At 70.7% G+C, this 23,611-nt stretch carries 27 protein-coding genes and 1 tRNA gene; 14 read left to right on the top strand and 14 right to left on the bottom strand.

Annotation, left to right across the window (positions count from 1 at the left end; all coding sequences use genetic code 11):
* Positions 1-107: 107 nt before the first annotated feature.
* The 4 genes from AB0J69_RS02150 to AB0J69_RS02165 form a co-directional block, all read right to left on the bottom strand.
* The gene (locus tag AB0J69_RS02150) at positions 108-965 is read right to left on the bottom strand and encodes an SMP-30/gluconolactonase/LRE family protein (protein WP_364111889.1); all 858 of its coding nucleotides are present in this window, start codon (positions 963-965) and stop codon (positions 108-110) included.
* The gene (locus AB0J69_RS02155) at positions 962-1,732 is read right to left on the bottom strand and encodes an IclR family transcriptional regulator (protein WP_364111891.1); all 771 of its coding nucleotides are present in this window, start codon (positions 1,730-1,732) and stop codon (positions 962-964) included. Before AB0J69_RS02155 ends, AB0J69_RS02150 begins: the two co-directional genes overlap by 4 nt.
* 60 nt (positions 1,733-1,792) lie before the next feature.
* The gene (locus AB0J69_RS02160; RefSeq protein WP_364111893.1) at positions 1,793-2,245 is read right to left on the bottom strand and encodes a hypothetical protein; all 453 of its coding nucleotides are present in this window, start codon (positions 2,243-2,245) and stop codon (positions 1,793-1,795) included.
* Between the two features lie 215 nt (positions 2,246-2,460).
* Positions 2,461-3,525 (bottom strand): hypothetical protein, encoded by a 1,065-nt coding sequence (locus tag AB0J69_RS02165; protein WP_364111895.1) that lies wholly within the window; start codon positions 3,523-3,525, stop codon positions 2,461-2,463.
* A gap of 452 nt (positions 3,526-3,977) precedes the next feature.
* On the opposite strand from AB0J69_RS02165, the gene AB0J69_RS02170 reads away from it, so the two are divergent.
* Positions 3,978-4,199, top strand: coding sequence for a hypothetical protein (locus AB0J69_RS02170; RefSeq protein WP_364111897.1), 222 nt, complete (start codon positions 3,978-3,980; stop codon positions 4,197-4,199).
* A 305-nt stretch (positions 4,200-4,504) separates the two neighbouring features.
* Here the strand turns inward: AB0J69_RS02170 and AB0J69_RS02175 are convergent.
* Positions 4,505-4,581 (bottom strand) — tRNA-Pro (locus tag AB0J69_RS02175).
* Between the two features lie 127 nt (positions 4,582-4,708).
* Here AB0J69_RS02175 and AB0J69_RS02180 point away from each other — a divergent pair.
* The 4 genes from AB0J69_RS02180 (at position 4,709) to AB0J69_RS02195 (ending at position 6,781) form a co-directional block, all read left to right on the top strand.
* Positions 4,709-5,101: a hypothetical protein gene (locus AB0J69_RS02180; protein WP_364111899.1), complete on the top strand. Its 393-nt coding sequence runs from the start codon at positions 4,709-4,711 to the stop codon at positions 5,099-5,101.
* Positions 5,102-5,171: 70 nt separating this feature from the next.
* Positions 5,172-5,720, top strand: a complete 549-nt coding sequence (locus tag AB0J69_RS02185) for a hypothetical protein (RefSeq protein WP_364111901.1) — start codon at positions 5,172-5,174, stop codon at positions 5,718-5,720.
* Between the two features lie 5 nt (positions 5,721-5,725).
* On the top strand, positions 5,726-6,574 hold the full coding sequence (locus tag AB0J69_RS02190) for a hypothetical protein (RefSeq protein ID WP_364111903.1): 849 nt from the start codon (positions 5,726-5,728) through the stop codon (positions 6,572-6,574).
* Between the two features lie 6 nt (positions 6,575-6,580).
* A complete protein-coding gene (locus AB0J69_RS02195) occupies positions 6,581-6,781 on the top strand; it encodes a hypothetical protein (protein ID WP_357866276.1) in 201 nt (66 codons plus the stop codon).
* An 83-nt stretch (positions 6,782-6,864) separates the two neighbouring features.
* Here AB0J69_RS02195 and AB0J69_RS02200 read toward each other — a convergent pair whose 3' ends face one another.
* Both AB0J69_RS02200 and AB0J69_RS02205 read right to left on the bottom strand, forming a co-directional pair.
* A complete protein-coding gene (locus tag AB0J69_RS02200; RefSeq protein WP_364111905.1) occupies positions 6,865-7,278 on the bottom strand; it encodes an ATP-binding protein in 414 nt (137 codons plus the stop codon).
* Between the two features lie 16 nt (positions 7,279-7,294).
* Positions 7,295-8,065: a SigB/SigF/SigG family RNA polymerase sigma factor gene (locus tag AB0J69_RS02205; protein ID WP_364111907.1), complete on the bottom strand. Its 771-nt coding sequence runs from the start codon at positions 8,063-8,065 to the stop codon at positions 7,295-7,297.
* A 173-nt stretch (positions 8,066-8,238) separates the two neighbouring features.
* Here AB0J69_RS02205 and AB0J69_RS02210 point away from each other — a divergent pair, with 173 nt between their 5' ends.
* Positions 8,239-8,595 (top strand): STAS domain-containing protein, encoded by a 357-nt coding sequence (locus AB0J69_RS02210; RefSeq protein ID WP_364112428.1) that lies wholly within the window; start codon positions 8,239-8,241, stop codon positions 8,593-8,595.
* A gap of 67 nt (positions 8,596-8,662) precedes the next feature.
* On the opposite strand, the gene AB0J69_RS02215 is transcribed toward AB0J69_RS02210, so the two are convergent.
* A complete protein-coding gene (locus AB0J69_RS02215; protein ID WP_364111909.1) occupies positions 8,663-9,379 on the bottom strand; it encodes a GAF and ANTAR domain-containing protein in 717 nt (238 codons plus the stop codon).
* A gap of 59 nt (positions 9,380-9,438) precedes the next feature.
* On the opposite strand from AB0J69_RS02215, the gene AB0J69_RS02220 reads away from it, so the two are divergent.
* The 4 genes from AB0J69_RS02220 to AB0J69_RS02235 all read left to right on the top strand — a co-directional run bounded on the left by AB0J69_RS02220 (position 9,439) and on the right by AB0J69_RS02235 (position 14,741).
* Positions 9,439-11,271, top strand: coding sequence for a SpoIIE family protein phosphatase (locus AB0J69_RS02220; protein ID WP_364111911.1), 1,833 nt, complete (start codon positions 9,439-9,441; stop codon positions 11,269-11,271).
* Between the two features lie 106 nt (positions 11,272-11,377).
* Positions 11,378-12,481 (top strand): glycosyltransferase, encoded by a 1,104-nt coding sequence (locus AB0J69_RS02225; protein ID WP_364111913.1) that lies wholly within the window; start codon positions 11,378-11,380, stop codon positions 12,479-12,481.
* An 84-nt stretch (positions 12,482-12,565) separates the two neighbouring features.
* Positions 12,566-13,999 carry an ATP-binding protein gene (locus AB0J69_RS02230; protein WP_364111915.1) on the top strand — a complete coding sequence of 478 codons (1,434 nt, stop codon included), beginning with the start codon at positions 12,566-12,568 and terminating at the stop codon, positions 13,997-13,999.
* Between the two features lie 22 nt (positions 14,000-14,021).
* Positions 14,022-14,741, top strand: a complete 720-nt coding sequence (locus tag AB0J69_RS02235; RefSeq protein WP_364111917.1) for a glycoside hydrolase family 16 protein — start codon at positions 14,022-14,024, stop codon at positions 14,739-14,741.
* 7 nt (positions 14,742-14,748) lie between these two features.
* Here AB0J69_RS02235 and AB0J69_RS02240 read toward each other — a convergent pair whose 3' ends face one another.
* Positions 14,749-15,207 (bottom strand): hypothetical protein, encoded by a 459-nt coding sequence (locus AB0J69_RS02240; RefSeq protein WP_364111919.1) that lies wholly within the window; start codon positions 15,205-15,207, stop codon positions 14,749-14,751.
* A gap of 206 nt (positions 15,208-15,413) precedes the next feature.
* Between AB0J69_RS02240 and AB0J69_RS02245 the strand changes: the two genes are divergently transcribed.
* The 4 genes from AB0J69_RS02245 (at position 15,414) to AB0J69_RS02260 (ending at position 18,711) form a co-directional block, all read left to right on the top strand.
* Positions 15,414-15,536, top strand: a complete 123-nt coding sequence (locus tag AB0J69_RS02245) for a hypothetical protein (RefSeq protein WP_364111921.1) — start codon at positions 15,414-15,416, stop codon at positions 15,534-15,536.
* A 195-nt stretch (positions 15,537-15,731) separates the two neighbouring features.
* Positions 15,732-16,859 carry a mandelate racemase/muconate lactonizing enzyme family protein gene (locus AB0J69_RS02250; RefSeq protein ID WP_364111923.1) on the top strand — a complete coding sequence of 376 codons (1,128 nt, stop codon included), beginning with the start codon at positions 15,732-15,734 and terminating at the stop codon, positions 16,857-16,859.
* A gap of 3 nt (positions 16,860-16,862) precedes the next feature.
* Entirely contained in the window at positions 16,863-17,984 is a 1,122-nt protein-coding gene (locus AB0J69_RS02255) for a mandelate racemase/muconate lactonizing enzyme family protein (protein WP_364111925.1), read from the top strand.
* Positions 17,985-17,994: 10 nt separating this feature from the next.
* Entirely contained in the window at positions 17,995-18,711 is a 717-nt protein-coding gene (locus AB0J69_RS02260) for a FadR/GntR family transcriptional regulator (RefSeq protein WP_364111927.1), read from the top strand.
* A gap of 51 nt (positions 18,712-18,762) precedes the next feature.
* Here the strand turns inward: AB0J69_RS02260 and AB0J69_RS02265 are convergent, their stop codons facing one another.
* The 5 genes from AB0J69_RS02265 to AB0J69_RS02285 are packed head-to-tail and all read right to left on the bottom strand — an operon-like array spanning position 18,763 to position 23,545.
* Entirely contained in the window at positions 18,763-20,025 is a 1,263-nt protein-coding gene (locus AB0J69_RS02265) for a glucarate dehydratase family protein (protein WP_364111929.1), read from the bottom strand.
* Complete coding sequence (locus AB0J69_RS02270; RefSeq protein ID WP_364111931.1) at positions 20,022-20,417, bottom strand: universal stress protein; 396 nt, start codon at positions 20,415-20,417, stop codon at positions 20,022-20,024. The genes AB0J69_RS02265 and AB0J69_RS02270 overlap by 4 nt, the downstream gene beginning before the upstream one ends.
* Positions 20,414-21,922: a tripartite tricarboxylate transporter permease gene (locus AB0J69_RS02275; RefSeq protein ID WP_364111933.1), complete on the bottom strand. Its 1,509-nt coding sequence runs from the start codon at positions 21,920-21,922 to the stop codon at positions 20,414-20,416. Before AB0J69_RS02275 ends, AB0J69_RS02270 begins: the two co-directional genes overlap by 4 nt.
* Positions 21,923-21,931: 9 nt before the next feature.
* Positions 21,932-22,480 carry a tripartite tricarboxylate transporter TctB family protein gene (locus AB0J69_RS02280; RefSeq protein WP_364111935.1) on the bottom strand — a complete coding sequence of 183 codons (549 nt, stop codon included), beginning with the start codon at positions 22,478-22,480 and terminating at the stop codon, positions 21,932-21,934.
* A gap of 57 nt (positions 22,481-22,537) precedes the next feature.
* Positions 22,538-23,545: a tripartite tricarboxylate transporter substrate binding protein gene (locus tag AB0J69_RS02285; protein WP_364111937.1), complete on the bottom strand. Its 1,008-nt coding sequence runs from the start codon at positions 23,543-23,545 to the stop codon at positions 22,538-22,540.
* Positions 23,546-23,611: the final 66 nt, after the last annotated feature.

Raw genomic sequence — 23,611 nt, forward strand, 5'->3', positions numbered from 1 at the left:
CGGGGGTGACGTCGGAGACGTCGATGTAGTGGGTGTCGTCGATGCGGACGACGGGCTTCTCGGCGCCGGGTGCGCCGATGCGCATGAGATACACGATCGTTTCTCCGTTACTTGGAAACCCAGTAGGGCGTGGGCAGTCCGCGGACGCCCACCTTCGCGGTGAACAGGCGGCCGTCGCCGGGGCCGGGGCCGGTCAGGCCCTGGATGGAGGTGGTGATGACGAGGGTGTCGAGGTCGGGTCCGGCGAACGCGGCGCTGGAGGTGTGCGGGGCGCCGGTCTCGACGGTGGCCAGCAGCTCCCCGGTGGGGGTGCGGCATTCGACGCGGCCGAGCCCCCAGTTGGCGATCCACAGGTTGCCCTCGGCGTCGGCGCACATGCCGTCGGGTTTGCCGTCGGTGATGGTGAACGCCTCCCGCCGCGGCCCGGTCTTCCCGGTGTCCGCGTCGTAGTCGCGTACCCACACCGTGCCGGGGATGGTGTCCACGCTGTAGAACCGGTCGCCGACCCAGGCCAGGCCGTTGGACAGCACCAGGTCGGTGTCGAGGTACGTCAGGCCGGTCCCGTCGAGGCGGGCCAGCACCTCCTCGCCGTGCCGGTCGTCCTGGGCCAGGCTGCCGACGAGGAACCGGCCGGCCGGGTCCACGGCACCGTCGTTGAGGCGGCTGCGCGCGCCCTCGGGCAGCACCCGGGCCAGCTCGGTGCGCCGGCCGTCGGGGCCCACGCGGGTCAGCGTCTCCTTCCCGGCGACGATCAGCCCGCCGTCCTCGGAGACGGCGACCGCTCCCACGGTGGAGCCGAAGGTGTGCCGTCGCGTGGCGGTGACCATGCCGTCGTCGAGCACGCCCTCGTACACGGCCCCGGCGACGATGTCCACCCACAGCAGGCGCTGCCGGGCGGCGTCCCAGATCGGGCCTTCGCCGAGGCTGTAGACCTCCGCCGACGCCGGGCCGGCGGTGAACGTCACCAAGGATCCTCCCCGGAGACGATGGCGCGGATGGCCGGCAGGTCGGCGACGAGCTTGCCGAGCGGGGTCCGGTACGCCAGGCCGCTGACGCTGATGGCGCCGCTGGGTGTCGTGGGCGAGTTCAGGTACGCCGGCACGGCCACGCAGTTCACGCCCGGCTCGTTCTCCTGGTCGTCGGCGGCGTAGCCCTGCTCGCGGATGCGTACCAGCTCGGCGTGCAGCTCCTCCACCGTGCCGATCGACCGCTCGGTCGGCCGCTTCAGCTCGCGGTCGCCCACCCAGGCGCGGACCGCCTGCGCGTCGGGGAGCGCGTGGGCCAGCAGCATCTTGCCGACGGCCGTGCAGTGCGCCGGATTGCGGCCGCCCACCACCGACGTCAGCCGCACCGCCCCCGACTCCGGGTCCAGCTTGGACCGGTAGACGACGGAGGGGCCGTCCAGCACCGCGTAGTGCACCGTCTCGCCGTGGCGATCGCACAACGCCTTGAGAATCGGCATGACGCGGACGTGGTCGGGGCGCGCCTCGTGGTGTGCGAAGGCCATCCGCAGGAACTCGTCGCCCAGCACGTACCGGCCGTGACCGTGCTGCGCCGCGAACCCGGCCCGCCGCAACGCGGCCAGCGCACGGTGCACCGTCGGCTTCGGGCTGTCCACCGCCCGCGCCATCTCCTCCAGCCCGATCCCGTCGGGGTGCCGCGCCAGCTCGGCCAGCACCGCCAGCACGCGATCGGACCCGACCAGCTTCGGCTCGTCCATCAAATCGGACATGTTCCGAACATTAGACCATCGTTCCGTCAAACGAAAGTTCTCCGGACCGCGGCCGACTCGTCAGCCGAGCGTGGTGACGACGATCAGGAGCAGCAGCAGCACCAGCGCGCCGGCCGGGATCGTCAGCAGGGCGATGACGCAGCCCTTCCCGTTCCACGGCTGCGGTGCGGGGCCGAGGGCACCTCGCGAGTATGCCCACATGGGAGCTCGGTATTCGACCTCGAGCGCCGTGCCCGGCTGGAGCCAGACCGTCAGGTCCGCGGGGCCGATCTGCGAGGGGAGGAGGTAGGGCAGGTGGACGTGAAGATGGTGCCGGCCGGGGGGAAGCGGGATCGTGTTGCGGCCCCATCGGCCCGGCATCAGGTGGCCGTTGAGGACGATGTTGGGCGTGAACATGGCCAGCAGGAAAGCGAACGCGTGCCGCTTCACGTCGAGGACGAGATGCGCCTGCGCCCCGGGCGGGACGGGATGGGGTGGCTGGCTCCATCGTGCGTGCGGCCTGGGCGGGTGCATGGCGCACATGCTAGTGGCACCTCGATCCCACATGATCTCCCTTCGAACCGCCTGAAACTGGTGACATACCGGCGCCATACCGGCAGCCGCTCGCCCGGGTCGCCCAGCGTCCTTGCTTGTGGTCGGAACTGGGTCCGGTGAGCCGGCCGGCGCCATCACCGCGGCGGACGCCGGGGCCCGGATCCTGGTGCCGAGCCGAAGCCGAGCGGCCCCGTTCAAGGCAGGTGACGGAAGACGCCTGATGCCTTGCCGATCAACCCGGTGGCCAGGAGCGGGCCGCCCGGGACGGCCGACAGCGAGGTCAGTTCGCCGCCGGACGGAACCCTGCTCCAGCGGCCGGCGGGGTCGCGGTGGGCGAGGGCGGAGTCGTGCCCGTTGATGTCGGTGGAGCCGACGAACCAGTGGCCGCCCCTGCCGTCCGGGACGGGCGGGATGCCTCGGACCATGCGACCGGCCTTCGCGGAGGTGTCCTCGCTGCGCCAGCCCGAACCGGCCTGGAAGAGCAGGAACGACGACGCCCCGATCTCCCCGGTGATCCAGACGCCGGACGGGTCGGCGGTGATGGCGGTCAGCTGAGGGCCGCCCGGGTGAGGCGGGAACTCGTCGGACGGGGGCGGGGCCTTCGGCATCGCCGGGGTCAGGTCGACCCGCGTCCAGACCTCGCCGTCGAAATGGTGCACCCAGGGCCCGGCGCCGTCGAGGGCCCAGATGTCGGAGGCGGAGCGGGCACTGACCCGGAAGGCACGGAAGGGGAGGCTCCGCTCCGACCAGGTGGCGCCGTTGTGATGCCACATCTTGTGATCGCCGAAGATCCGTACGTCGTTCTCCGCGGTGGCGGCGAGACTCCCGCCCGCGCCAGGCGGCGCCTGGACGACCGCCCAGACGTGGCCGTCCCAGCGCAGCACACAGCCGCCGGCCGTGACCCACACGTTGGCGGGACCGGACGCGGCCACCGAGCCGACATCGCCGAGCTTCACCGGGAAGTCGCCTTTCGTCCAGCGATTGCCGTCCCAGTGGAAGGCCGTGGGGCGGTGCGGGCCGTCGGCCACCGGGATCCACGCGGCGATGCCGAGAACGTCCCAGCCGAAGGCCCAGGCCTCGTGCTCGCCGGTGGCGATGACCTGCCCGTACGTGACCGAGGACTGACCGGCCACCAGCTTCCAGCGGTCGTTGCCGTCGTCCCAGGGAGCGGTCCACCACATCCACAGCCCGACGACGGCCACAGCCACCGCAGCCCACCAGAGCCACGGATCGATGGCGGCTGCCGGCTTCCACAACATGATCGGAGTGTATGAAGGCCCTCGGAGCGGCACATGAGTACTCGTACTCAGCTCAACGGCACAGCGGAAAGGCAAGGTCGAGAAGCCGTTCCGCTGTCCGAGGAGCTATCGCCGGTTCGTTGACCAAGCCAGTCCGTCCTAACGGTGGCGTAGCGGGCGCCGGCCGGGAGCAGCGCCGCGATCCTTGTAGTCCCCGACTTCCACCGCCCACGCGATGCCAGGGGACTCACCCTGATGGGTGGCCTTCACGATGCTCGACCGGGACGTCGTGCAGCCGGTTCTCGATGCCTCAGTGGCCGAGGATCCAGGCGGCCAGGTCGGCGAGCCGGGCTGCGGGGTCGGCCCTGCGGGGTGCGCACGGCTGGTACAAATGGGGCATGCGTGAATCCGCCGGGTTTCCCCCGCCGCCGAACGTTCCGCCGGCCCGGCGCGTTTACAGCCGGAGGTACCGTGTGTGGGCCCACATTCTCCTGTGGACGCCGATCGCGCTCACGGTTGTCGGCGTCGTCCTCGGCCTGGGGCTGTTCGCGGCCGCTGACGCCGACCCGACGTACAACTCGTCCGCGCTCGGCTATCTCGGCCTCGTCGTGTGGGGCGGCCTCGCGGTCATGTCGCCGGTCCTGCTCGGGTCGTTCATCGCCGGGCTGATCATGCTGATCCGCACCCGCAGCTGAGGACGCGGCCCCGCCGTGACATGCTTCAGCCCGCCCGAGCCGCAGACCAAGGCCGACACGCACGAGCCGGCCGACGGTGGCACGGTACGAGATCGAGCCGGGGCCCGGCAATTGAGGCGGAGAAGGTCACAGCGCTGTCGGCCACAGCGGCACGGCCGTCGCTGAAGCCGTCCACCGAAAAGCAGATCCGCCCCGTACTCCCGCATGGAGCTGCGGCGATGAGCACACTCTTCGCCCGGTAATCGCCCACCAATGCGAAAGGGTGCCACCCTAGCGAGTGACACCCTGCTCGACCAGCGAAACCCTGGTCGGGACGACAGGATTTGAACCTGCGACCCCTTGACCCCCAGTCAAGTGCGCTACCAAGCTGCGCTACGTCCCGGTTGTGTCGGCCGCCCCCTGCGGGGCGGGACGTCATAACCTTAGCGCACATCGGAGGTGTACGCGTACACGGAGAGCGGGAGCGGAGGCGGCCAGTGGGGCGTAGGGCGACCATTGATCGGAAGGAGTTGGCCAGGCTCGTCGCCGAGGGCATGAGCGTGCAGGAGCTGGCCGCTCACTTCGGGGTCAGCGAGTCAGGGGTGCTGCAGGCCAAGCGGGCCGCCGGGCTGGCCAAGCCGATGCTCGACCACAGCGCCGCGCTTCCCTGGAAGATCGCCCGCGCGCACTCCCAGTCCGGGCCCGCCACCAATCTGCGTAACCTGTCGGCGGCGGCGCAGGGGAAGCCGCCGGCCGCCGAGCGGTTGAACACCGCTCTTCGGTGGGCTCAGCGGCTCGTGGATTCGGGGCTCGACGTGCGGTACGACGCCACGGAAGGGTTCAGCGAGGTCCCTGCGCCACCAGCGGGCTCACACGTCGCATCCGTGCTGGCCGCGGCCAGGGAGGGGCTGGAAGCCCGCTGAGGCGGGGAGTTTCGACCTGCCTGTTCGAGGGCAGTCGCTGGTCTCAACACAGAGACCGGAGGCGAACATCATGACCACCTGGGCATGGGTGGCCGTCGTCGTGGTCGCGGTGGTGGCGCTCGCCGCAGTGGGTTACTTCGTGCTGCAGCAGCAGAAGCGCCGCACCCATCTCCGCGAACGCTTCGGCCCGGAGTACGAACGCATAGTCGCCGAGCACGACAACCGCCGGGAGGCGGAGCAGGAGTTGCTGAGCCGCGAGCAGCGGCATTCTGAGCTCGATATCCGCCCCCTGACGGAGGAATCGCGCGAAACCTACGCCAACCGGTGGACCGAGGTACAAGAACGCTTCGTGGACGCCCCCGGATTCGCGGTGACGGAGGCCGACCAGCTTGTCACGGCGGTCATGGCGGAGCGGGGCTACCCGACGGAGAACTTCGAGCAGCGCCTGTCCGACCTGTCGGTGGGGCACGCGGCGACACTCGATCACTACAGGACGGCTCACGAGATCAGCGGGCGCGCGGCCAGGAAGGAGGCCTCCACCGAGGACCTCCGGCAGGCCATGGTGCACTACCGCGCGCTGTTCGAGGAGCTGCTGCACGAGACCAGCCGAGGACGGTGAACGATATGAGCAGCGACGAGCTGAAAGTGCCGTCGCAACGCCACGATGTGACCGAGGACGATCACACCGACAAGGACCACGACCCCGACCACGACCCCGGCAACGACGCCCGCAAACACATCGGCGACGACACCGGCAACGACACTGGCAACGACAGGGACCCGGCCGGCAGGAACGACCTCGCCGACGACGAGGAGCTGGCCCGTAGCGAGGCTCGCACCGAGCAGCTGCCCCGGACCGATGACGAGCCGGTGGCCGGTGGGTCCCGTGTCGACGACGAGCCGGTGGCCGGTGGCACCCGCTTCGACGACGTGCCGGCCACCGGCAGTCCCCGCGTCGACGACGAGTACGCCGCCGCCGTCCCCGGTGCCGTCCCCGCCCCCGGCGGCGCGTACGACGACGACCCCTCCTACCGCGACCCGTACGCCAGGACCGGCGGCGACATGCTGACCGAGCCCGGCGCCCGGACGGTGGGCGACGACGTCGACCCCGCCCACGCCACCCCGGCCGCGACCGGTGAGACGCCGGCCCACGCCGCCCCCGACGACATCGTCCTGTTCGACCAGGACCCCACCCAGGTGCAGGCCCGCTGGCGCGACCTGCAGGCCTCCTTCGTGGACGACCCGGGCCAGGCCGTACAGCGTGCCGACGGGCTGGTCGGCGAGGTGGTGGAGTCTCTCACCAGTACCTTGACCAGCCGTACGAGCGCCCTGCGGGACCGCTGGAAGGACGCCGAGGGCACCGACACCGAGCAGCTGCGCCTGGCGCTGCGCGACTACAGGAGCGTCCTGGAGCGCCTGCTCGCCCTCTCCAGCAAATCCCCGGGGCAGTTCCAGAGTCAGGGAATGAGGTGACATGACATGCTCGCGGTCATCGCAGCGATCATCTTCGGGCTGGGCTTCCTGCTCGACCTGGTAGGCGCGACGATTCCCGGCGGGTTCTCCGGCATGACGTTCGTCCTGCTGGGGCTGACCCTGCTGGCCCTGCACCAGGCAGGCGTCGGCACGGCCAGCATCCGCACCGGGTACAGCAACTGGCGCGGCGGCAGGGCTCGCCGCTAGGAGTTCGCACGGAACAGGAGCGGCGCGAGGGGCCGGCAGGCCCCCCGCGCCGCTCGCGTTTCCGCTCTTACGTTTCAGCTGTTTCAGCTCTTGCCGGGGAAGCGCATGATGACCGTGCTGCCGCCGCTGCCGACGCGCAGGGTCAGGTCCGAGGAGAGCAGGCGGGCCACCCACAGCCCCATCCCGCCCACCGAGCCCGGCATGGGCCCCGGCTTCCAGACGCCCTCGTCGTGCACCTCGACGATCAGATCGCCGTTGACCGCCCAGGTACGCAGGCTGGCATGGCCGGCCCCGTGGGTGACGGCGTTGGTCGCCACCTCGTTCACGGCGATGACGAAGTCGCCGATGGCCTCTTCCGGCATGCCGACGGTACGGGCCTCCTCCTCGGCGAACTGCCGGACCTGGGGCAGGTCCGGCAGCCGGAAGCGGAGCTTCTTCACGGGCGCGCCGGGTGGCGGGCTCGTGTAGCCCGACTGAGGCTCGACGTCCTCGTTCACCCGGCGACCGCCTTCGTCAGCCGACCAGCTCTGTGCGCAGCTGGTCGAGAACCTTGCGCAGGATGCGCGAAACATGCATCTGGGAGATTCCGAACTCGGCCGCGATCTCGGCCTGCGTCATGTTGCCGAAGAAGCGCAGCAGCAGGATGTGCTTCTCGCGGGCGGGGAGGGCGTCGATCAGGGGCTTGACGGCCTCCCGGTCGACCATGTTGCTCAGCGTGTCGTCGTCCTCGGGGATGACGTCGCCCAGGGAGGCCGCGTCGTCGTCGGTGCCGAGGGGCGCGTCGAGCGACAGGGTGCTGTACGCGGCGGAGGCGTCGAGCGTGAGCAGGACGTCCTCCTCGGTGATGTTCATCTTGGCGGCGAGCTCCGCGACGGTCGGGGACCTGCCCAGGTCCTGGCTGAGGTCGGCGACGAGCCTGTTGAGCTCTGAGCGGCGCTCCTGGTAGAGGCGGGGCACCCGGATGGCCCAGGTGCGGTCGCGGAAGTGGCGCTTGACCTCGCCGGTCATCGTCACGACCGCGTAGCCCCTGAATGCGTGCCCGAGGCTCGGGTCGAAGCCGTTGACGGCCTTCATCAGGCCAACATACGCGGCCTGGAGGAGATCCTCCAAAGGTTCGCCGCGATAGCGGTATCGCCGGGCTATCTCCATGGCGAGCGGCCTGTGCATCTCGACGATGCGCTCGCGCAGGCGCTCCCTGTGGCTGTCGGGCGTCTCTTCCCTGACCATCTCGGCCAGGAGTTCTTCCGCGGTCATCTCCTCGAGGACGTATTCCTGCACAGCCATCGCTGCTCCTCATATGGATCGCAGGCGGCCTCACACAGGAAAAAGCCCATGCAGAGGCACGCCTCGCTCTACTCTCGAGACCGAAGCCCTCTGCTGGACTTCGGATCCAGTCTCCCCCATCTGGCGGGAAGTATTCCTCGATCGCGTGGTGACAGTAGGGTTGCCCCGTGACAATGCCCGAGAACGGCGAGGGGCCAGTGGCGGCCCTCAGCCTCACGTCGTCGACCGTGGACGAGATCACCGTGGTCAGAGTCGATGGCGTGCTCGACGCCACGACACGCGAGCAGTTCGCCGACTACCTGTCGATGGCCGGCTCGGACCTGATCCTGGACCTGGCTGGGGTGACGTTCATGGATTCGCGCGCGCTCGGGCTCATCGTCCATCACTGGCAGACCAGCCTGGCGGCGGGGGCCAAGTTCGCGCTGATCGGGGTGGAATACTCCAAGTCCAAGGTGATGTGGATCACCGGGCTGGCGCAGCGCCTGCCCCTCTACGACACGCTGGACGACGCGCTGGCGGCCATGAAATAGCCGGGAAACAGCCCGGCGACCACAGCTCAGCGAAACAGCCCGGCGAAACAAGCTCAGCGAAACAAGCTCAGCGTCGCGACTTGCGCTGGTGCTCCTCGACCAGGAGCCTGGCCAGGTCGGCGACCTTGACCTGGTGGTGCTGGGAGATCCTGCGCAGCTCCTCGAAGGCGGCCTCGGAGGTGCATCCGCTGGTCTGCATGATGATGCCCTTGGCCTGGTCGATCACCGACCGGCCGGCCAGGGCCTCCTGGAGCTGCGCCGCGTCGGTGCGCACCTCCTCGAACTCCCACATGTTGGACATGGCCACGCCGACCTGCTCGGCCAGCATGTCGGTGAGCGAGCTGGTTCCCTGCGGGGAGAACGCCCCCGGGCGTACCGAATAGAGCCCGACGATCAGCAGCGCGGGCGACACCTCGATGGGGACGACGAGCACCGAGCGCACGCCCCAGCGGGTGGCCAGCGCGTCGTAGCGGGGCCAGCGGGTCTCCTTGAGCACGTCGGTCACGATGGCGCGGCCGCCGCTCTGCCGAGCCTCGATGGAGGGGCCCTCGCCGAGCTCGCGCTCGCCCTCGACGAGCATGATGAGCTCGCTGTGCGAGCCGGAGACCAGGACCCGATGGTCGCGCCAGTGCTCGGCGGAGGCTCCGGAGCAGCCGGGGACGCCCGCCGTCAGCGCCGTGGTCAGGCCACGCAGCACGCTTTCGGTCGAGGTGTCCTCGCCGAGCCGCCCCAGTGCGGCGAGGTCACGGGCGAGACCGGGGGTGATCATCGCGGTTGATTCCATAGCAACAAGCCTCTACCCCTTATGGCTAGCATTATCCCGGGTGGCGTAGCGTTCAGACCATGACCATGCCGGACCTCGAACACGCGCTTGACGCTCTTGCCGGGCGCGTCTCCTCGTTGCGCGAGGCGAGGGCCGCGTACCCCGCCGACCTGGCGCCCACGCTCGACGCCGCCCTCGCCGAGCTGGACACCGCCGCCGAGCTGCTCGCGGAGGCCCGCGAGGAGCTGCGCAAGGCGCCCAAGCGGGCGGGGGGCAAGAAGGACGGCGCGCAGCGGGAGCTGAAGCTGCTGCGCCAGGTGTTCAGGTCCTTCCCCGTGCCGGTCATCGTGCTCGACGGCGGTGGCGTGGTCAGGCGGATCAACCCCGAGACCTCCCGGGTGCTGGGCAGCCCCGACGGCTACCTGGTGGGCCGGTCGTTCCCGCTGCTCGTGGACGTGTCGCGGCGGGCGGCGTTCCGGTCGCACCTGACGTCGGTGCTGCAGACCGGGCAGCCGTCGGCGTTCGAGACCCGGCTGGCGCACCAGGGCCGCACGCACACCGTGCAGCTCGCGATGACCAGGCTGACGATGCCGGGCGAGCCCCAGCAGATGGTGGCGGCGGTGGCGCTGCCGACCGAGGTGCAGCTCCCCGAGCCGGGCGCGCGCCGGCCCGAGCAGTCCGACGGCGCGCTGCTGCTGGCCACGGCCAAGCGGCAGGACCTGCTGGTCAAGATGGCCAGGCTGCTGCTCGACGAGGAGGCGCTGCTGCGCCCCGTCGCGCTGCAGCGGGCGACGCGGCTGCTGGCGGCCGACTGGGCCGACTGGGTGGTCGCCGACATGGTGCGTGACGGGGCGCCGCGGCGCTCGGTGGTCATGGCGCCGAAGAACCATCCGCTGGGCGACCTCGTCCGCCACGTGGAGTCGGCCGACCCGGCGAGCAGCCAGGTCGTGCTGCAGGTGCTGGAGCGCGGCTCCGGCGTGGTGCTGGAGATGGTGGACGACGAGACGCTGCTCGGGTTCTGCGCCGACGGGCCGCTGCTGACCGCGATGGCCGCGGGGTCGATGCTGAGCGTGCCGATCGGCCGCTCCGACGGCGTGCTGACGCTGGTGCGTACGCACGACAGGCCCCCCTTCGCGCTGGCCGACCTCGCGGTCATGCAGGAGGTGGGACTGCAGATCGGCCTGGCGGTACGCGCCCAGAGCAGCTTCCAGAGCCGCTCGCGGGCCGCGGACGCGCTGTCGGCCAGCGTCGCCCCGCGCAACCTGCCCGACGTGCCCGGCTACGAGGCGGCGGCCGTCTACCACCCGGGGTCGTCGGTGGGCGCCGAGTTCTACGACGTGTTCCCCGTCCTGGGCGGGTGGGGCTTCGCGCTGGGCGGGGCGGCCGGCAAGGGCGAGGAGGCGGCCTCGGTCAGCGCCATGGTGCGCGGCGGGCTGCGGGTGCTCAGCGTCTGGGAGGACGACCCCGACCTGGTCATGCGCAAGGTCAACGAGGCGCTGGTCGCGCAGGGCAGCGGCATGTTCGTGATGGCCGTGGCGGGGTTCGTGAAGGGGCGCGAAGTCCGGCTGTCGTCGGCCGGGCACCATCCCGCCGCGATGTTGCAGTCCGACGGCGGCGTGCGCTTCGCCGCGGGGGGCGGCGTGCCGCTGGGCATCTCGCCCGAGGCGGAGACCGGGGTGGAGGTGCTGACGGTCGCCGCGGGGGAGACGCTGGTGCTCTATTCGGAAGGGCTGATCTCCTCCAGGAACGAGCTGGGCGAGCCGTACGGCGAGGACCGGCTGGCCGACGTGCTCAGCCGGTGCACGGGCCAGGCGCCGTCCACCGTGGTCAAAGCGGTGGAGGCGGACCGGCACGCGTTCTCGGGCGGCCAGGTCTGGGACGAGATCGTGGTTTTCGCGCTCCGAGGTGTCTGATCTGCGGGGGTTTGCGATTGGCAGAAACCTGGGTAAGGTCAAAGTCATAGACCGACGTGCCTAAGACGCAGGCACACCTTGAAGGCTTTCCACGCTGAGGTGTGCCATGAATATCGCGATCGTCGCTTCCGCCAACGGCAACCAGAATCACCGTATCCTGTCTGTCGCACGCGAACTGGGACGCGAGCATCACGTCACCGTCTACTCCCGCCGTGACAACGCCGAGGGCAAGCCCAAGACGCGGGTGGCCCCGGGAGTCACGCTGGAGCACATTGACGTGGGCCCCGCCCAGGAGCTTGCCGCCGACGCGCTCGTGCCCTACCTCAACGAGGTCGGCAGTCATCTGATGCGACGGTGGAGCCAGGATCGGCCCGACGTGATCCACGCCCACTCGTGGACCGGCGGATTGGCCGCCGTGGCCGGCGCCGAAGGGCTGGGGGTTCCGGTCACGCAGACGTTCCACACGGTCGACACCGCGCACATGGAGCTGGAGCGGGCGCTGGGCCGCCGGGCCGACGCGGTCATCGCCGGCTCGGGCGACGAGGAGTCGGCGCTGATCCGGCTGGGCGTGCCGCGAGGCAACATCGCCATCGTGCCGTACGGCGTGGACACCGAGCGTTTCCAGCGGCGGGGCGCCGTCGCCACGCGGGGCACGCGCAAGCGTCTCCTGCACGTGGGGCCGCTCTCGATCGAGCGCGGCGCGCACACCATCGTGCGGGCGCTGCAGGGGCTCGGCGACGTCGAGCTCGTCATCGCCGGCGGTCCCGAGCCCGAGGACCTCGACGAGGACAGGGACGCCCGCCGCCTGCGCGCGCTGGCCGACCAGCTCGGCGTGGGCGACCGGGTGACGCTGCTCGGCCAGGTGAAGCGGGCCGCGGTGCCCAAACTGATGCGCAGCGCGGACGCCGTGGTGTCGGTTCCGCGCGAGGCCGTGACGGGGATCGTCGCGCTGGAGGCGATGGCCTGCGGCGTGCCGGTGATCGCCTCGTCCGTCGGCGCGCACCTGGACTCCATCATCGACGGCGTCACCGGGCTGCTGGTGCCGCCGGACCGGCCCGCGCGCACCGCGCGGCTGGCCCGCGAACTGCTCTACGACCCCACCCTGCGGACCGCCCTGGGCTACGCGGGCGCCGACCGGGCGCGCTCGCGCTACTCCTGGGAGCGCGTGAGCCAGGAGCTCGTACGGGTCTACGAGGCGGCCTGCGCCTGACGTCGCGAACATACTCCGGCAGGTGGCACCCGCCACCTGCCGGCACCATTTCCAGACCGCTCCCGCTGTGCCAGTGTGGCGCGCATGGAGATCGATGAGGCACGATCGCTGGCACGCGCGCTGCAGCAGCTCGTCCGTGAGGCCCATGGCCTGATCGACGAGTCCCGGCCGGTGCCCGAGCTGGTGGCCAGGGTGACCGGGCACCTCTCCAGCGCGCTGAAGGACCTGGTCTGCGTCACGCAGAGCTTCCGGAACTGGGAACACGCCAGCCTCCAGCGCGGCATGGACGCGTACCTGGCGGAACGCGGCGAGCCCGCCTGGTACGGCGTGTCGGGCCACGGCCGCGAGCACAACGACACGGTCGACATCCTGACCGCGGCCAACCGCGGGTTCGAGCGCTTCGACCCCGGCGCCGTCGACTACGCCACCACGGCGATCGGCTCGGACGAGACGATCGAGGTCGTGACGTTCGGCCTGGTCGAGACGACCGCGCCGGACGGCGCCCCGATCGTGGTGTGCCTGCGCGGACCGGCCGAGATGTTCGGCAGGGAGGGCTGCAGGGTCGAGGTGATCGCCGCCACGCGGGCGAGCGCCACGGCCGCCAGGGAGGAGATCGAGCGGCAGATGCGCCGCCACGACGTCCTGCGCGGCCAGATCCTCACGTTCGGCGTCTCGGAGCACCGGGGCAACAGCCTGGTGACGTTCCTGCCGCGCCCGGCGCTCGGCCCCGAGCAGGTGATCCTGCCCGACGGGGTGCTGGAGACGATCGAGCGGCACGTGGCCGGCATCGGCCGGCACGCGGAGGCGCTGCTGGCCCGCGGCCAGCACCTGAAGCGAGGCCTGCTGCTGCACGGCCCGCCCGGGACCGGCAAGACCCACACGGTGCGCTACCTGATGGGCCGCATGCCGGGCGTGACGACGGTGGTCATGGCCGGTTCGGCGCTGCGCTTCATCTCCGAGGCGGCCACCATGGCCAGGCGGCTGCAGCCGGCCATCGTGGTCGTGGAGGACGTGGACCTGGTCGCCCACGAGCGCCGCTTCTCCGACGAGGGCAGCCCGCTGCTGTTCACGCTGTTCGACGCGATGGACGGGATCGGCGCCGACGCCGACGTCACGTTCGTGCTCACCACGAACCGGGCCGACCTGCTGGAGGACGCCCTGGCCAACCGGCCGGGACGGGTGGACCTGGCCGTGGAGGTGCCCAAGCCGGACGCGGCCAGCCGGGCCGCGCTGCTGCGCCTCTACGGCGCCGCGGGGCTCGCGGAGGCGGACCTGGAGCCCCTGGTGGCCAGGACGGAGGGGATGACCGCCTCGTTCTTCAAGGAGCTGCTGCGCCGGGCGGTGCTGAAGTCCCTGGAGGAGGATCCCGCTCCCGAGGCCCCCACCGCCGCCCACCTGACGGCGGCGCTGGAGGAGATGCTGCGCGCCCACGAGTCCCTCACCCGGACGCTGCTCGGCGCCCGGAGTGCTGATGGGCCCGGAGTGGCTTATGGGCCGGATGGGCTGTTATCGGAGTGAAATCTTTGCTTCGATGGTCCGCATGCCTACACGCAGTCCGATCTTGGCGGCGGTGGCGCTCGCGGGCGTCGCCGCCCTTCCGCAGACCGCGCACGCGCAGACCCCGAGCTGGGGCGAACCCGTCCTCGTGGAGAACTTCAACGGCTCCTCGATCAACACCAAGCGGTGGATGATCTACCACTCGCCCCAGGCGGAGCGCAACCCCCGCACCGGCCGGGCGGCCACGGTGGCGAACGGCGCCCTGCGCCTCAAGGGCGGCATGTACGGCGGCAAGGACCTGTCGGGCGGCGTGGCCACCCGGCTCGCCCAGCAGTACGGCCGCTGGGAGGTCAGGTTCAGGGCGGAGGCGGGCGCCGGTTACACGCCGGGGGTGCTGCTGTGGCCGGTCTCCCAGGGCGATGGCGCGGGCTACGCCGAGATCGACTTCGCCGAGATCGTGGACCCGAAGCGGCAGGGCGGCGGCATCTTCGTCCACAGTGGCCACGGCCGCGCCCAGCGGCAGCTCCGGGCGGACTTCACCAGGTGGCACACGGTGGCGGTGGACCGGCTGCCGGGGCGGCTGACGTTCTGGCTGGACGGGAAGAAGGTCTGGGACTACCGGGGCGCGCACGTGCCCGACGGCGGCCGGATGGGGCTGGCGCTGCAGAACGACGTGGTGTGCGAGCCCCGCTGCCGCGACTCCGCCACGCCCGCCACCGTCTCGATGTACGTGGACTGGGTGAAGGTCTACAAGGCCCGCTGAGGGTCGCTCACCAGCAGCGGGGGTCGAGGGCGTTGCCACCGGGGAAATAGCCGCCCAAGGAGATGATCAGGGCACCGTCTACGTCTCCCGTCGAATCGCCGTGCTCCACCCACGCGCCGATACTCACCTCGGAGAAGGTCTCGTCGCCCGCCGTGAAGTCCACCTTGCGGTAGTGGTCCAGGACCTCCTCCGTCGGCAGGTCCGTGTACAGGTCGAACCGGATGTCGAACGAGCAGTCGGTCGAGTCGCCGGCGATCTGAGCGTGCGGCCGGTGCAGGCCGAACGCCGTGGTCGCCGGTAGCGGGTGCTCCAGGATCCGGTCCATGAGGCGCCCCACGCGGTAGTCGTTGATCCACATGGGCGTCTTCGCGAGCGCGTACAGCAGGAGGAACGGCATGGCGGCGAACGCCGCCACGCGAAGCAGGCAGCCGGCCCGGGAGAGCTTGTTCTCCGGCGCGATCGTCATGATCGGGATCCTCCCGCGGCAAGCCCGCTCGGGGGAAGTGGCGCCTCAAATGACCGCGTCGCCGCCTTCTACGCGCGGGAATACGGCTTCCCCCGGTGGCCTGGCGGGTGCTGGGTCACCGGTTCATCTGCGGGTCGCAGCCCGATCACCGGGGTGGCCGCCCCCCTCGCCGGCCACAACGTCGTGCGCCGGACCCGGTCGGCGGGGTGGACCACGTCACGCTCGATCCCCGGGCGCTCGACCCGACCGGTTTCGCCGACGTGGTCTACCGGGAGCAGGCGGAGCTCGGCCTGCCGTCGCCAGGGCGACCGCGGCCAACGAGCTCGTGACGGTCTACGCGACCACGCCCAGCATCCACGTCCAGGTCATCGCCAAGGACGCCGGCCTCGTGGCCGGCGCGATCGAGGACGTCGTCAAGCGGGCGGCGTGACATGGTCCCGTCCGAAGCCGATGGCAGTTGTCATATGACTTATGGATTTGTACGATGACATATGACTTCGCCGCCGACCTCTGAAGGACCTCCCTTGACCTCCGACCGCATCCGCCACGTCTCCCTCTCCTCCGTCACGCTCCCGCTCGACGTCCCCGTCAGCGATGCCAAGGTGCTCACCGGGCGGCAGAAGCCGATGACCGAGATCGCCTTCCTCTTCGCCGAGATCGCCACCGAGGACGGCCACAGCGGCATCGGCTTCAGCTACTCCAAGCGGGCCGGCGGCCCGGCGCAGTACGCGCACGCCAAGGAGGTCGGGGAGAACCTGATCGGTCAGGACCCCTCCGACATCGGCAAGGTCTACGAGATGCTGCTGTGGGCCGGGGCCTCGGTCGGGCGGTCGGGGGTGGCCACGCAGGCGCTGGCCGCCGTCGACGTCGCCCTGTGGGACCTGAAGGCGAAGCGGGCGGGGTTGCCGCTGGCCAAGCTTCTGGGGGCCTACCGGGACTCGGTCCGGACGTACAACACCTCGGGCGGGTTCCTGCACGCGCCGATCGAGGAGGTCAAGGCCCGCGCCTCCCGGTCCCTGGCCGACGGCATCGGCGGGATCAAGATCAAGGTGGGTCAGCCGGACACGCGGGAGGACTTGCGGCGGTTGGCTGCGGTGCGGGAGCACATCGGGGATGGTGTGCCGTTGATGGTGGATGCCAATCAGCAGTGGGATCGGGTTACGGCGTTGCGGTTCGGGCGGGCGGTGGAGGAGCTCGGGCTGGTGTGGATCGAGGAGCCGCTGGACGCGTACGACGCCGAGGGGCATGCGCAGCTGGCCGCGGCGCTGGACACGCCGATCGCCACGGGCGAGATGCTCTCCAGCGTGGCCGAGCACGTACGCCTCATCGAGGCCCGCGCCGCCGACATCATCCAGCCGGACGCCCCGCGCGTCGGCGGCATCACCCCCTTCCTGCGCCTGGCCACGCTCGCCGACCACGCGGGGCTGCAGCTCGCGCCGCACTTCGCCATGGAGATCCACCTCCACCTGGCCGCGGCCTACCCGCGCGAGCCCTGGGTCGAGCACTTCGAGTGGCTCAACCCGCTGTTCAACGAGCGGCTGGAGACCCGCGACGGGCGCATGATCGTGCCGGACCGGCCGGGGCTCGGGTTCACGCTCAGCGAGCAGTGCCGCAAGTGGGTCGTGGACGCGGTCGAGTTCGGGAAGGCGTGAGCCGTGCGCATCGATTCGGTGCGGCTCGGGCACTACGCCGTGCCGCTCGCGAACCCGGTGAGCGACGCCAAGGTGGCCACCGGACGGCAGCGGCCACTGTCCCAGATCGACGTCCTGACCTGCGAGATCACCACGGACGACGGGTTGGGCGGGCTGGGGTTCTCCTACACGACGCGGGCCGGGTGCCGGGCGCAGTTCGCGCACGCCAGGGAGGTCGCCGGGAACCTGCTGGGGGAGGATCCCTCCGACATCGGGCGGATCTATGACCGGCTGCTGTGGGCCGGGGCCTCGGTCGGCCGGTCGGGGGTGGCCACGCAGGCGCTGGCGGCCGTCGACGTCGCCCTGTGGGACCTGAAGGCGAAGCGGGCGGGGTTGCCGCTGGCCAAGCTTCTGGGGGCCTACCGGGACTCGGTCCGGACGTACAACACCTCCGGTGGCTATCTCCAGGCTCCCCTTGAGGAGGTGAAGGAGAAGGCCGGGCAGTCGCTCGGCAGCGGCATCGGCGGGATCAAGATCAAGGTGGGTCAGCCGGACACGCGGGAGGACTTGCGGCGGTTGGCTGCGGTACGGGAGCACATCGGGGATGGTGTGCCGTTGATGGTGGATGCCAATCAGCAGTGGGATCGGGTTACGGCGTTGCGGTTCGGGCGGGCGGTGGAGGAGCTCGGGCTGGTGTGGATCGAGGAGCCGCTGGACGCGTACGACGCCGAGGGGCATGCGCAGCTGGCCGCGGCGCTGGACACGCCGATCGCCACGGGCGAGATGCTCTCCAGCGTCCCCGACCTCGTACGCCTCATCGACCTGCGCGCCGTCGGCTTCCTCCAGCCCGACGTGCCCCGCGTCGGCGGCATCACCCCCTACCTCAAGGTCGCCGCGCTCGCCGACCACGCCGGCCTTCAGGTCGCGCCGCACTTCGTGATGGAGATCCACGTGCATCTGGCCGCGGCCTACCCGCGTGACTCCTGGGTCGAGCACATCGAGTGGCTCTCGCCGCTGTTCCGGGAGCGCCTCGACATCGAGGGCGGGCGCATGATCGTGCCGGACCGGCCGGGGCTCGGCCTCAGCCTCGCCGAGGAGGCGGGGGCCTGGCGGCTCGACGACTTCCACACCTCCGAGGGCCGGTAAATTGTCCTCCGTGCCGCCAGATCAGAGGCTCGACCGCGACACCGGGCGGGGGCTCGCGCACGAGCTCGTCGAGCGGCTCAAGGCCCGCATCCTCGCCGGGGAGATCCAGCCCGGGCAGAAGCTCCCGACCGAGTCCTCGCTCATCCAGGAGTTCGGCGTCAGCCGTACGGTGGTGCGCGAGGCCATCTCCCGGCTGCAGGCCGCCGGGCTCGTCGAGACCTTCCAGGGGCGCGGGTCGTTCGTGCTGGCGCTGCCCGCCGCCACGGCCTTCTCCGTGGAGGCGTCGGAGATCCGGACCCATCGGGATGTCCTCGACATGATCGACTTCCGGATCGGGGTCGAGTCGGAGGCGGCGGGGCTGGCCGCGGAGCGCCGGACGGATCTGCAGCTCAAGGCGATCGAGCGGGCGCTGATCGACCTCGGGCGGTCCGGTGAGCAGCCCGGGAACGCCGTGGAGGCGGACTTCGAGTTCCATCTGAAGATCGCGCTGGCCTCGGGGAACCGGTTCTACTCCGACCTGCTGGGCTCGATCGGGCCGATGATGATCATGTTGCCGCGGACCCGGCTGGAGCATGTGTACACGGTGTCGAACGCCACCCACTTCACGCGGGTGACGCTGGAGCACGAGAACATCTACCGGGCCATCGCGGGGCAGGACTCGGCGGCGGCCCGGGCCGCGATGCGGCTGCACCTGTCCAACTCCCGGGCCCGCCTGCAGGCGCCTTGACCCGTCAGGCGAGGCCGGGTGCGGGACGGTTGTGGGGGCCGGGCCCCACCGCTACCAGCGGCTGGTGTTCGGGGTGAAGCCGGGGACGATGCTGCGCATGTACGCGGTGTCCTCGCGGCCGCGCTGGCCGCACCTGACGTACTGCTCGTGAAGGGCGGCGAGCGCGTCCTCGTCCAGTTCCACGCCCAGGCCGGGGCCGGTCGGTACGGTGACGCCGCCGTCGCGGAACTCCAGGGCGCCCGGCTTGACGACCTCCTCCGTCTTCCACGGGTAGTGCGTGTCGCAGGCGTAGGTGAGGTTCGGCGTCGCGGCCGCGAGGTGGGTCATGGCGGCCAGGCTGACGCCCAGGTGGGAGTTCGAGTGCATCGACAGCCCCATTCCGAACGTCTCGCAGATGCCGCCCAGCAGCGCCGAGCGGCGCAGCCCGCCCCACAGGTGGTGGTCCGACAGGACGACCTGTACGGCATCGGCGGCGACCGCCGGCTTGAGGTGCTCGAAGGCGATGACGCACATGTTCGTGGCCAGCGGGAGATCGGTGTGCCGGGAGACCTCGGCCATGCCCTCGATGCCGGGGGTCGGGTCCTCCAGGTACTCCAGGACGCCCGCGAGCCGGTCGGCCACCTTGATCGAGGTCTCGACGGTCCAGGCGCCGTTCGGGTCGATGCGCAGGGCGTGGCCGGGGAAGGCGGCGGCCAGGGCCTCGACGGTCTCGATCTCGTGGCGGGGCTCGTACACGCCGCCCTTGAGCTTGAGGGCGGTGAAGCCGTACTCCGAGACCATCCGCCGGGCCTGGGCGACCATCTGCTCGGGCGTGCGGCCCTCGCCCCACGTGTCGTCGTCGTGGCCGGGGTGGCCGGCCCACTTGTAGAACAGGTATCCCGAGTACGGCACGCGGTCGCGTACGGCCCCGCCCAGCAGGTCGCTCACCGGGCGGCCGAGCGTCCTGCCCTGCAGGTCGAGCAGCGCCACCTCGAACGGCGCCACCACGGTGTCCACTGCGCTGGAGACCTCCAGCATGCCGCCGAAGCTCGCGCCCGCCCCGCCGGTGGACGCCCCGAGCGCCTCGGTCACGACGCGGCGCAGGCCGTTGACGTCGAAGACGTCCGCGCCCGGCAGGGCGGCGGCCACCGCGCCGAGCCGTTCCAGGTGGCCCCGGTCGGCATAGGTCTCCCCGAGGCCCACCAGGCCGTCGTCGGTGTGCACCTGGACGATCGCGCGCAGCACGTACGGCTGGTGCACGCCCACGACGTTGAGCAGGGGCGGGTCGCGGAAGGCGACCGGGGTGACGGTGACGCGGCTGACGCGGGCGCTCATCGGGCCGCCTTCACGCTGAGCACCGGCACGCTGGCCTCCATGAGGATCCGCTGCGCCTCGCTGCCCAGGATGAACTTGCCGACCAGCGAGCGGTGCCGCAGCCCGATGACGATGAGCGTGCCGCCGGTCTCCTTGACGAGCTGCTCGAAGGTCTCGGGCAGGTCGTCGTCGTGGAGCGGCTGGCGTACCTCCGCGTCCACCCCGGCCTCCCGCGCCCGCCGCAGCAGCTCGGCGCCGGCGGTGTCGTCGATCATGTGCTCGTCGACCGGGGCGCCGCGGCGCGGGGAGTTCACGATGATCACGCGTTCCCCGCGCAGCCTGCCCTCGCGCAGGCCCGCGTCGACGGCGGCCTCGCCCTCGGGCGTGGGCAGGTAACCGACGAGGATGGTCATGAGATCTTCTCCTCAACACGATCGGAGGTCTTGCGGCGCAGGAACTTGCGGATCAGCGGCCAGGCCGCGACGAGCACGACCAGGGCGAGCACCGTGCCCGAGATGGGACGGGTGAGGAAGCCACTCGGGTCGCCGCCGAAGATGAGGAGCGATTGCCGCGAGGAGTTCTCGATCATCGACCCGAGCACGAACGCCAGCACCAGCGGCCCCGGCTCGAAGCCGAACTTCTTCATCAGGTAGCCCAGCAGGCCGAACACGATGACCAGGAAGATGTCGTAGACCTGGTTGTTCACGGTGTACGCGCCCAGCAGCGTGATGAGCACCGTGATCGGGGCCAGGATGGCCGGGCGGACCCGCAGGATCTTCACGAACACGCCGACCATCGGGATGCTCATGATCAGCAGCAGGATGTTGCCGATGTACATCGAGTTGATGACGCCCCAGAACACGTCGGGGTGCTCGGTGACGAGCTGCGGCCCCGGCTGGATGCCCTGGATGAGCAGCGCGCCGAACATCAGGGCCATCGTCGCGTTCGCGGGGATGCCGAGGGTCAGCAGCGGGATGAACGACGACGTGGCGGCGGCGTTGTTGGCCGTCTCCGGTGCGGCGACGCCCTCGACGGCGCCCTGACCGAAGCGCTCCGGATGCTTGGAGCGCCGCTTCTCCAGCGCGTACGCGGCCAGCGAGGACAGCACCGCGCCACCGCCGGGCAGCACGCCCAGGACGAACCCGATGAGCGAGCCGCGCCCGATCGCGCCCTTGGCCTGGCCGAGGTCCTTGCGCGACGGCCACACGTTGCCGACCTTGGCGGGGGAGTGCACCTGGTTGTGCCGCTCCTCCAGGTTGTAGAGGATCTCGCTGAGCCCGAACAGGCCCATGGCGATCGGGATGAAGTCGATGCCCTCGGCGAGGTTCAGGCTGTCGAAGGTGAAGCGCTCGGCGCCCGTGAAGGTGTCGCGGCCCACGGTCGCGATCAGCAGGCCGACGCAGGCCGCGATGATGGCCTTGAGCTTGTTGCCGTTGCCCACCGACGAGATCAGCAGGACGCCCAGGATGCCCAGGGCCGCGTACTCCGGGGGCCCGAAGTCGAGCGCGAACCCGGCCACGATCGGCGCGACGAGCGTCAGGCCGAGGATCGAGACCGTGCCGCCGATGAAGGAGCCGATGGCCGCGATGCCGAGTGCCGTGCCCGCTCTGCCCTGCTTGGCCAGGGCGAAACCATCGAAGACGGTCACCACCGAGGACGCCTCGCCCGGCAGGCGGAGCAGGACCGAGGTGATCGTCCCGCCGTACTGGGCTCCGTAGAAGATGCCCGCCAGCATGATGATCGCCGACACGGGCTCGATGCCGTACGTGATCGGCAGCAGGATGGCGATCGTCGCGCCGGGGCCGAGGCCGGGCAGCACGCCGATGAGCATGCCGATGATGACGCCGATGAGGCAGTAGAGCAGGTTGGCCGGCTCCAGTACGACGCCGAAACCGTTGAGGATCGGGGAGATGTCCATATGACTTTCTCAGATGAGCCTGGGGAGCGGGATCTGCAGCAGCACCACGAAGAGCACGTAGAACGCGACCACGGCGCCGATGCTGATCACGATGGAGGAGCGCCACGACTCCCTGCCCAGCCAGCGCAGCCAGACGAACATGAGCAGCAGCGAGGGGATCTCGAAGCCGATCACCGGCAGCAGCGCGGCGAGCAGCACGAGGGTCACCAGGCCGACCAGGGTGAGCAGGCTGGAGCGGGAGAACCGCTCGGTGTCCTGCAGGCCGCGGCCCGTGACCACGAGCGTCGCCGACAGCACGATGATGACGACGCTGATGGCGAACGGCCACAGGCCGGGCCCGGGCTGCGTGAGCTGCCCGAGCCCCAGCGCGTAGGACCCGACCGCACCCAGCACACCGACGACGAGCGCCACCACGGCCGCCCCGACCTGCGCGATCGGGCCCGCGTGCGGCGGCCGGGCCTCTTCCAGCTCGGCCTGGAGCCGGTCGGCCTCGGCCTGCAACAGGTCGGCCTCGGCGGGCTCCGGGCCCGGCGGCCGGGTGGGGTCGGTCATGGACATGCACACTCCTTCGTGGCGGTTCGTGGCGAGGCGCCGGCCTCGATCAGTCGGCCCCGGTCAGCCGGCCAGGCTGATGCCGAACTCGTCCAGCTGTGCCTTGTACTTGGTGGAGTCGCTCTGCAGGGAGGCGAGGACCTCCTGCGGGGTGGTCTCCATCGGGGTGAGCGAGTTGTCCTCGTTGAACTTCTTGTACTCCGGCGTGGCGAACGTCTTCTTGGCCGCGTCGAGCAGCCTGGTCTTGACGTTCTCCGGCGTGCCCTTGGGGGCGGTCAGGAAGCGGTACTGCGTCACCAGGACGTCGAAGCCCTGCTCCTTGGCCGTCTTCACGTCGGGCAGGAAGGGGATGCGCTGCTCCGAGAAGACGGCGAGCGGGACGAGCTTGCCGGCCTTGATGTTCTCGATGGCCTCGCCGATCTGCATGGTCGAGACGTCCACCTGGTTGCCGAGCAGGGCGGTCAGGTTGGGGGCGCCGCCGTCGAACGGCACGGCCGTGGCCTCGATGCCGGCGGTCTTGAAGGTCAGCGCGGAGGCGAGCTGCGCGCCGGTGCCGACGCCGGTGGTGCCGTACCGGATGGCCTTGCCGGCCTTCTTCATGTCCTCGATGGAGGTGAAGCCGGACTTGGGGTTGGTGGCCATGACGTAGTCGTCGCGCGAGATGCCGGTGATGACGTCGAACGAGTCGATCTTCGTGGCCTCGGCGGCCGACACCGTGAGCGGCGTGATGGTGAAGAGCGAGGCGTTCTGGACGGCGATCTTGTAGCCGTCGGCCTTGGCGGACTGGAGCTCCTTGGCGTTGAGCGCGCCGTTGGCGCCCGGCTTGTTCAGCACGGGCGTGGAGACACCGAGCTCCTTGCCCATGCCCTGGGCCAGCGCCCGGGTGATGAGGTCGGTGGAGCCGCCCGCCGAGGCGCCGACGCTGAACTCGATGTTGCCTGTCGGATATTCTCCGTCGCCGCCACCGGAGGAGGTCGTCTTGACGCCACCGCACGCGGTCAGCGCGATCGCGGCGGCGGCGCCGACGACGCCCAGGAGGATGCGGCGGGGGGCCGTCCGAGATGTCGGCATGGACTTCTCCTTCGTGCGGGCGGAAGGCCGCCCGTTATCTGCTCTGGAGCGGAGAGGGGAGTTGCG

This window comes from Nonomuraea sp. NPDC049709 (genome assembly GCF_040674815.1).
GTDB lineage: Bacteria > Actinomycetota > Actinomycetes > Streptosporangiales > Streptosporangiaceae > Nonomuraea.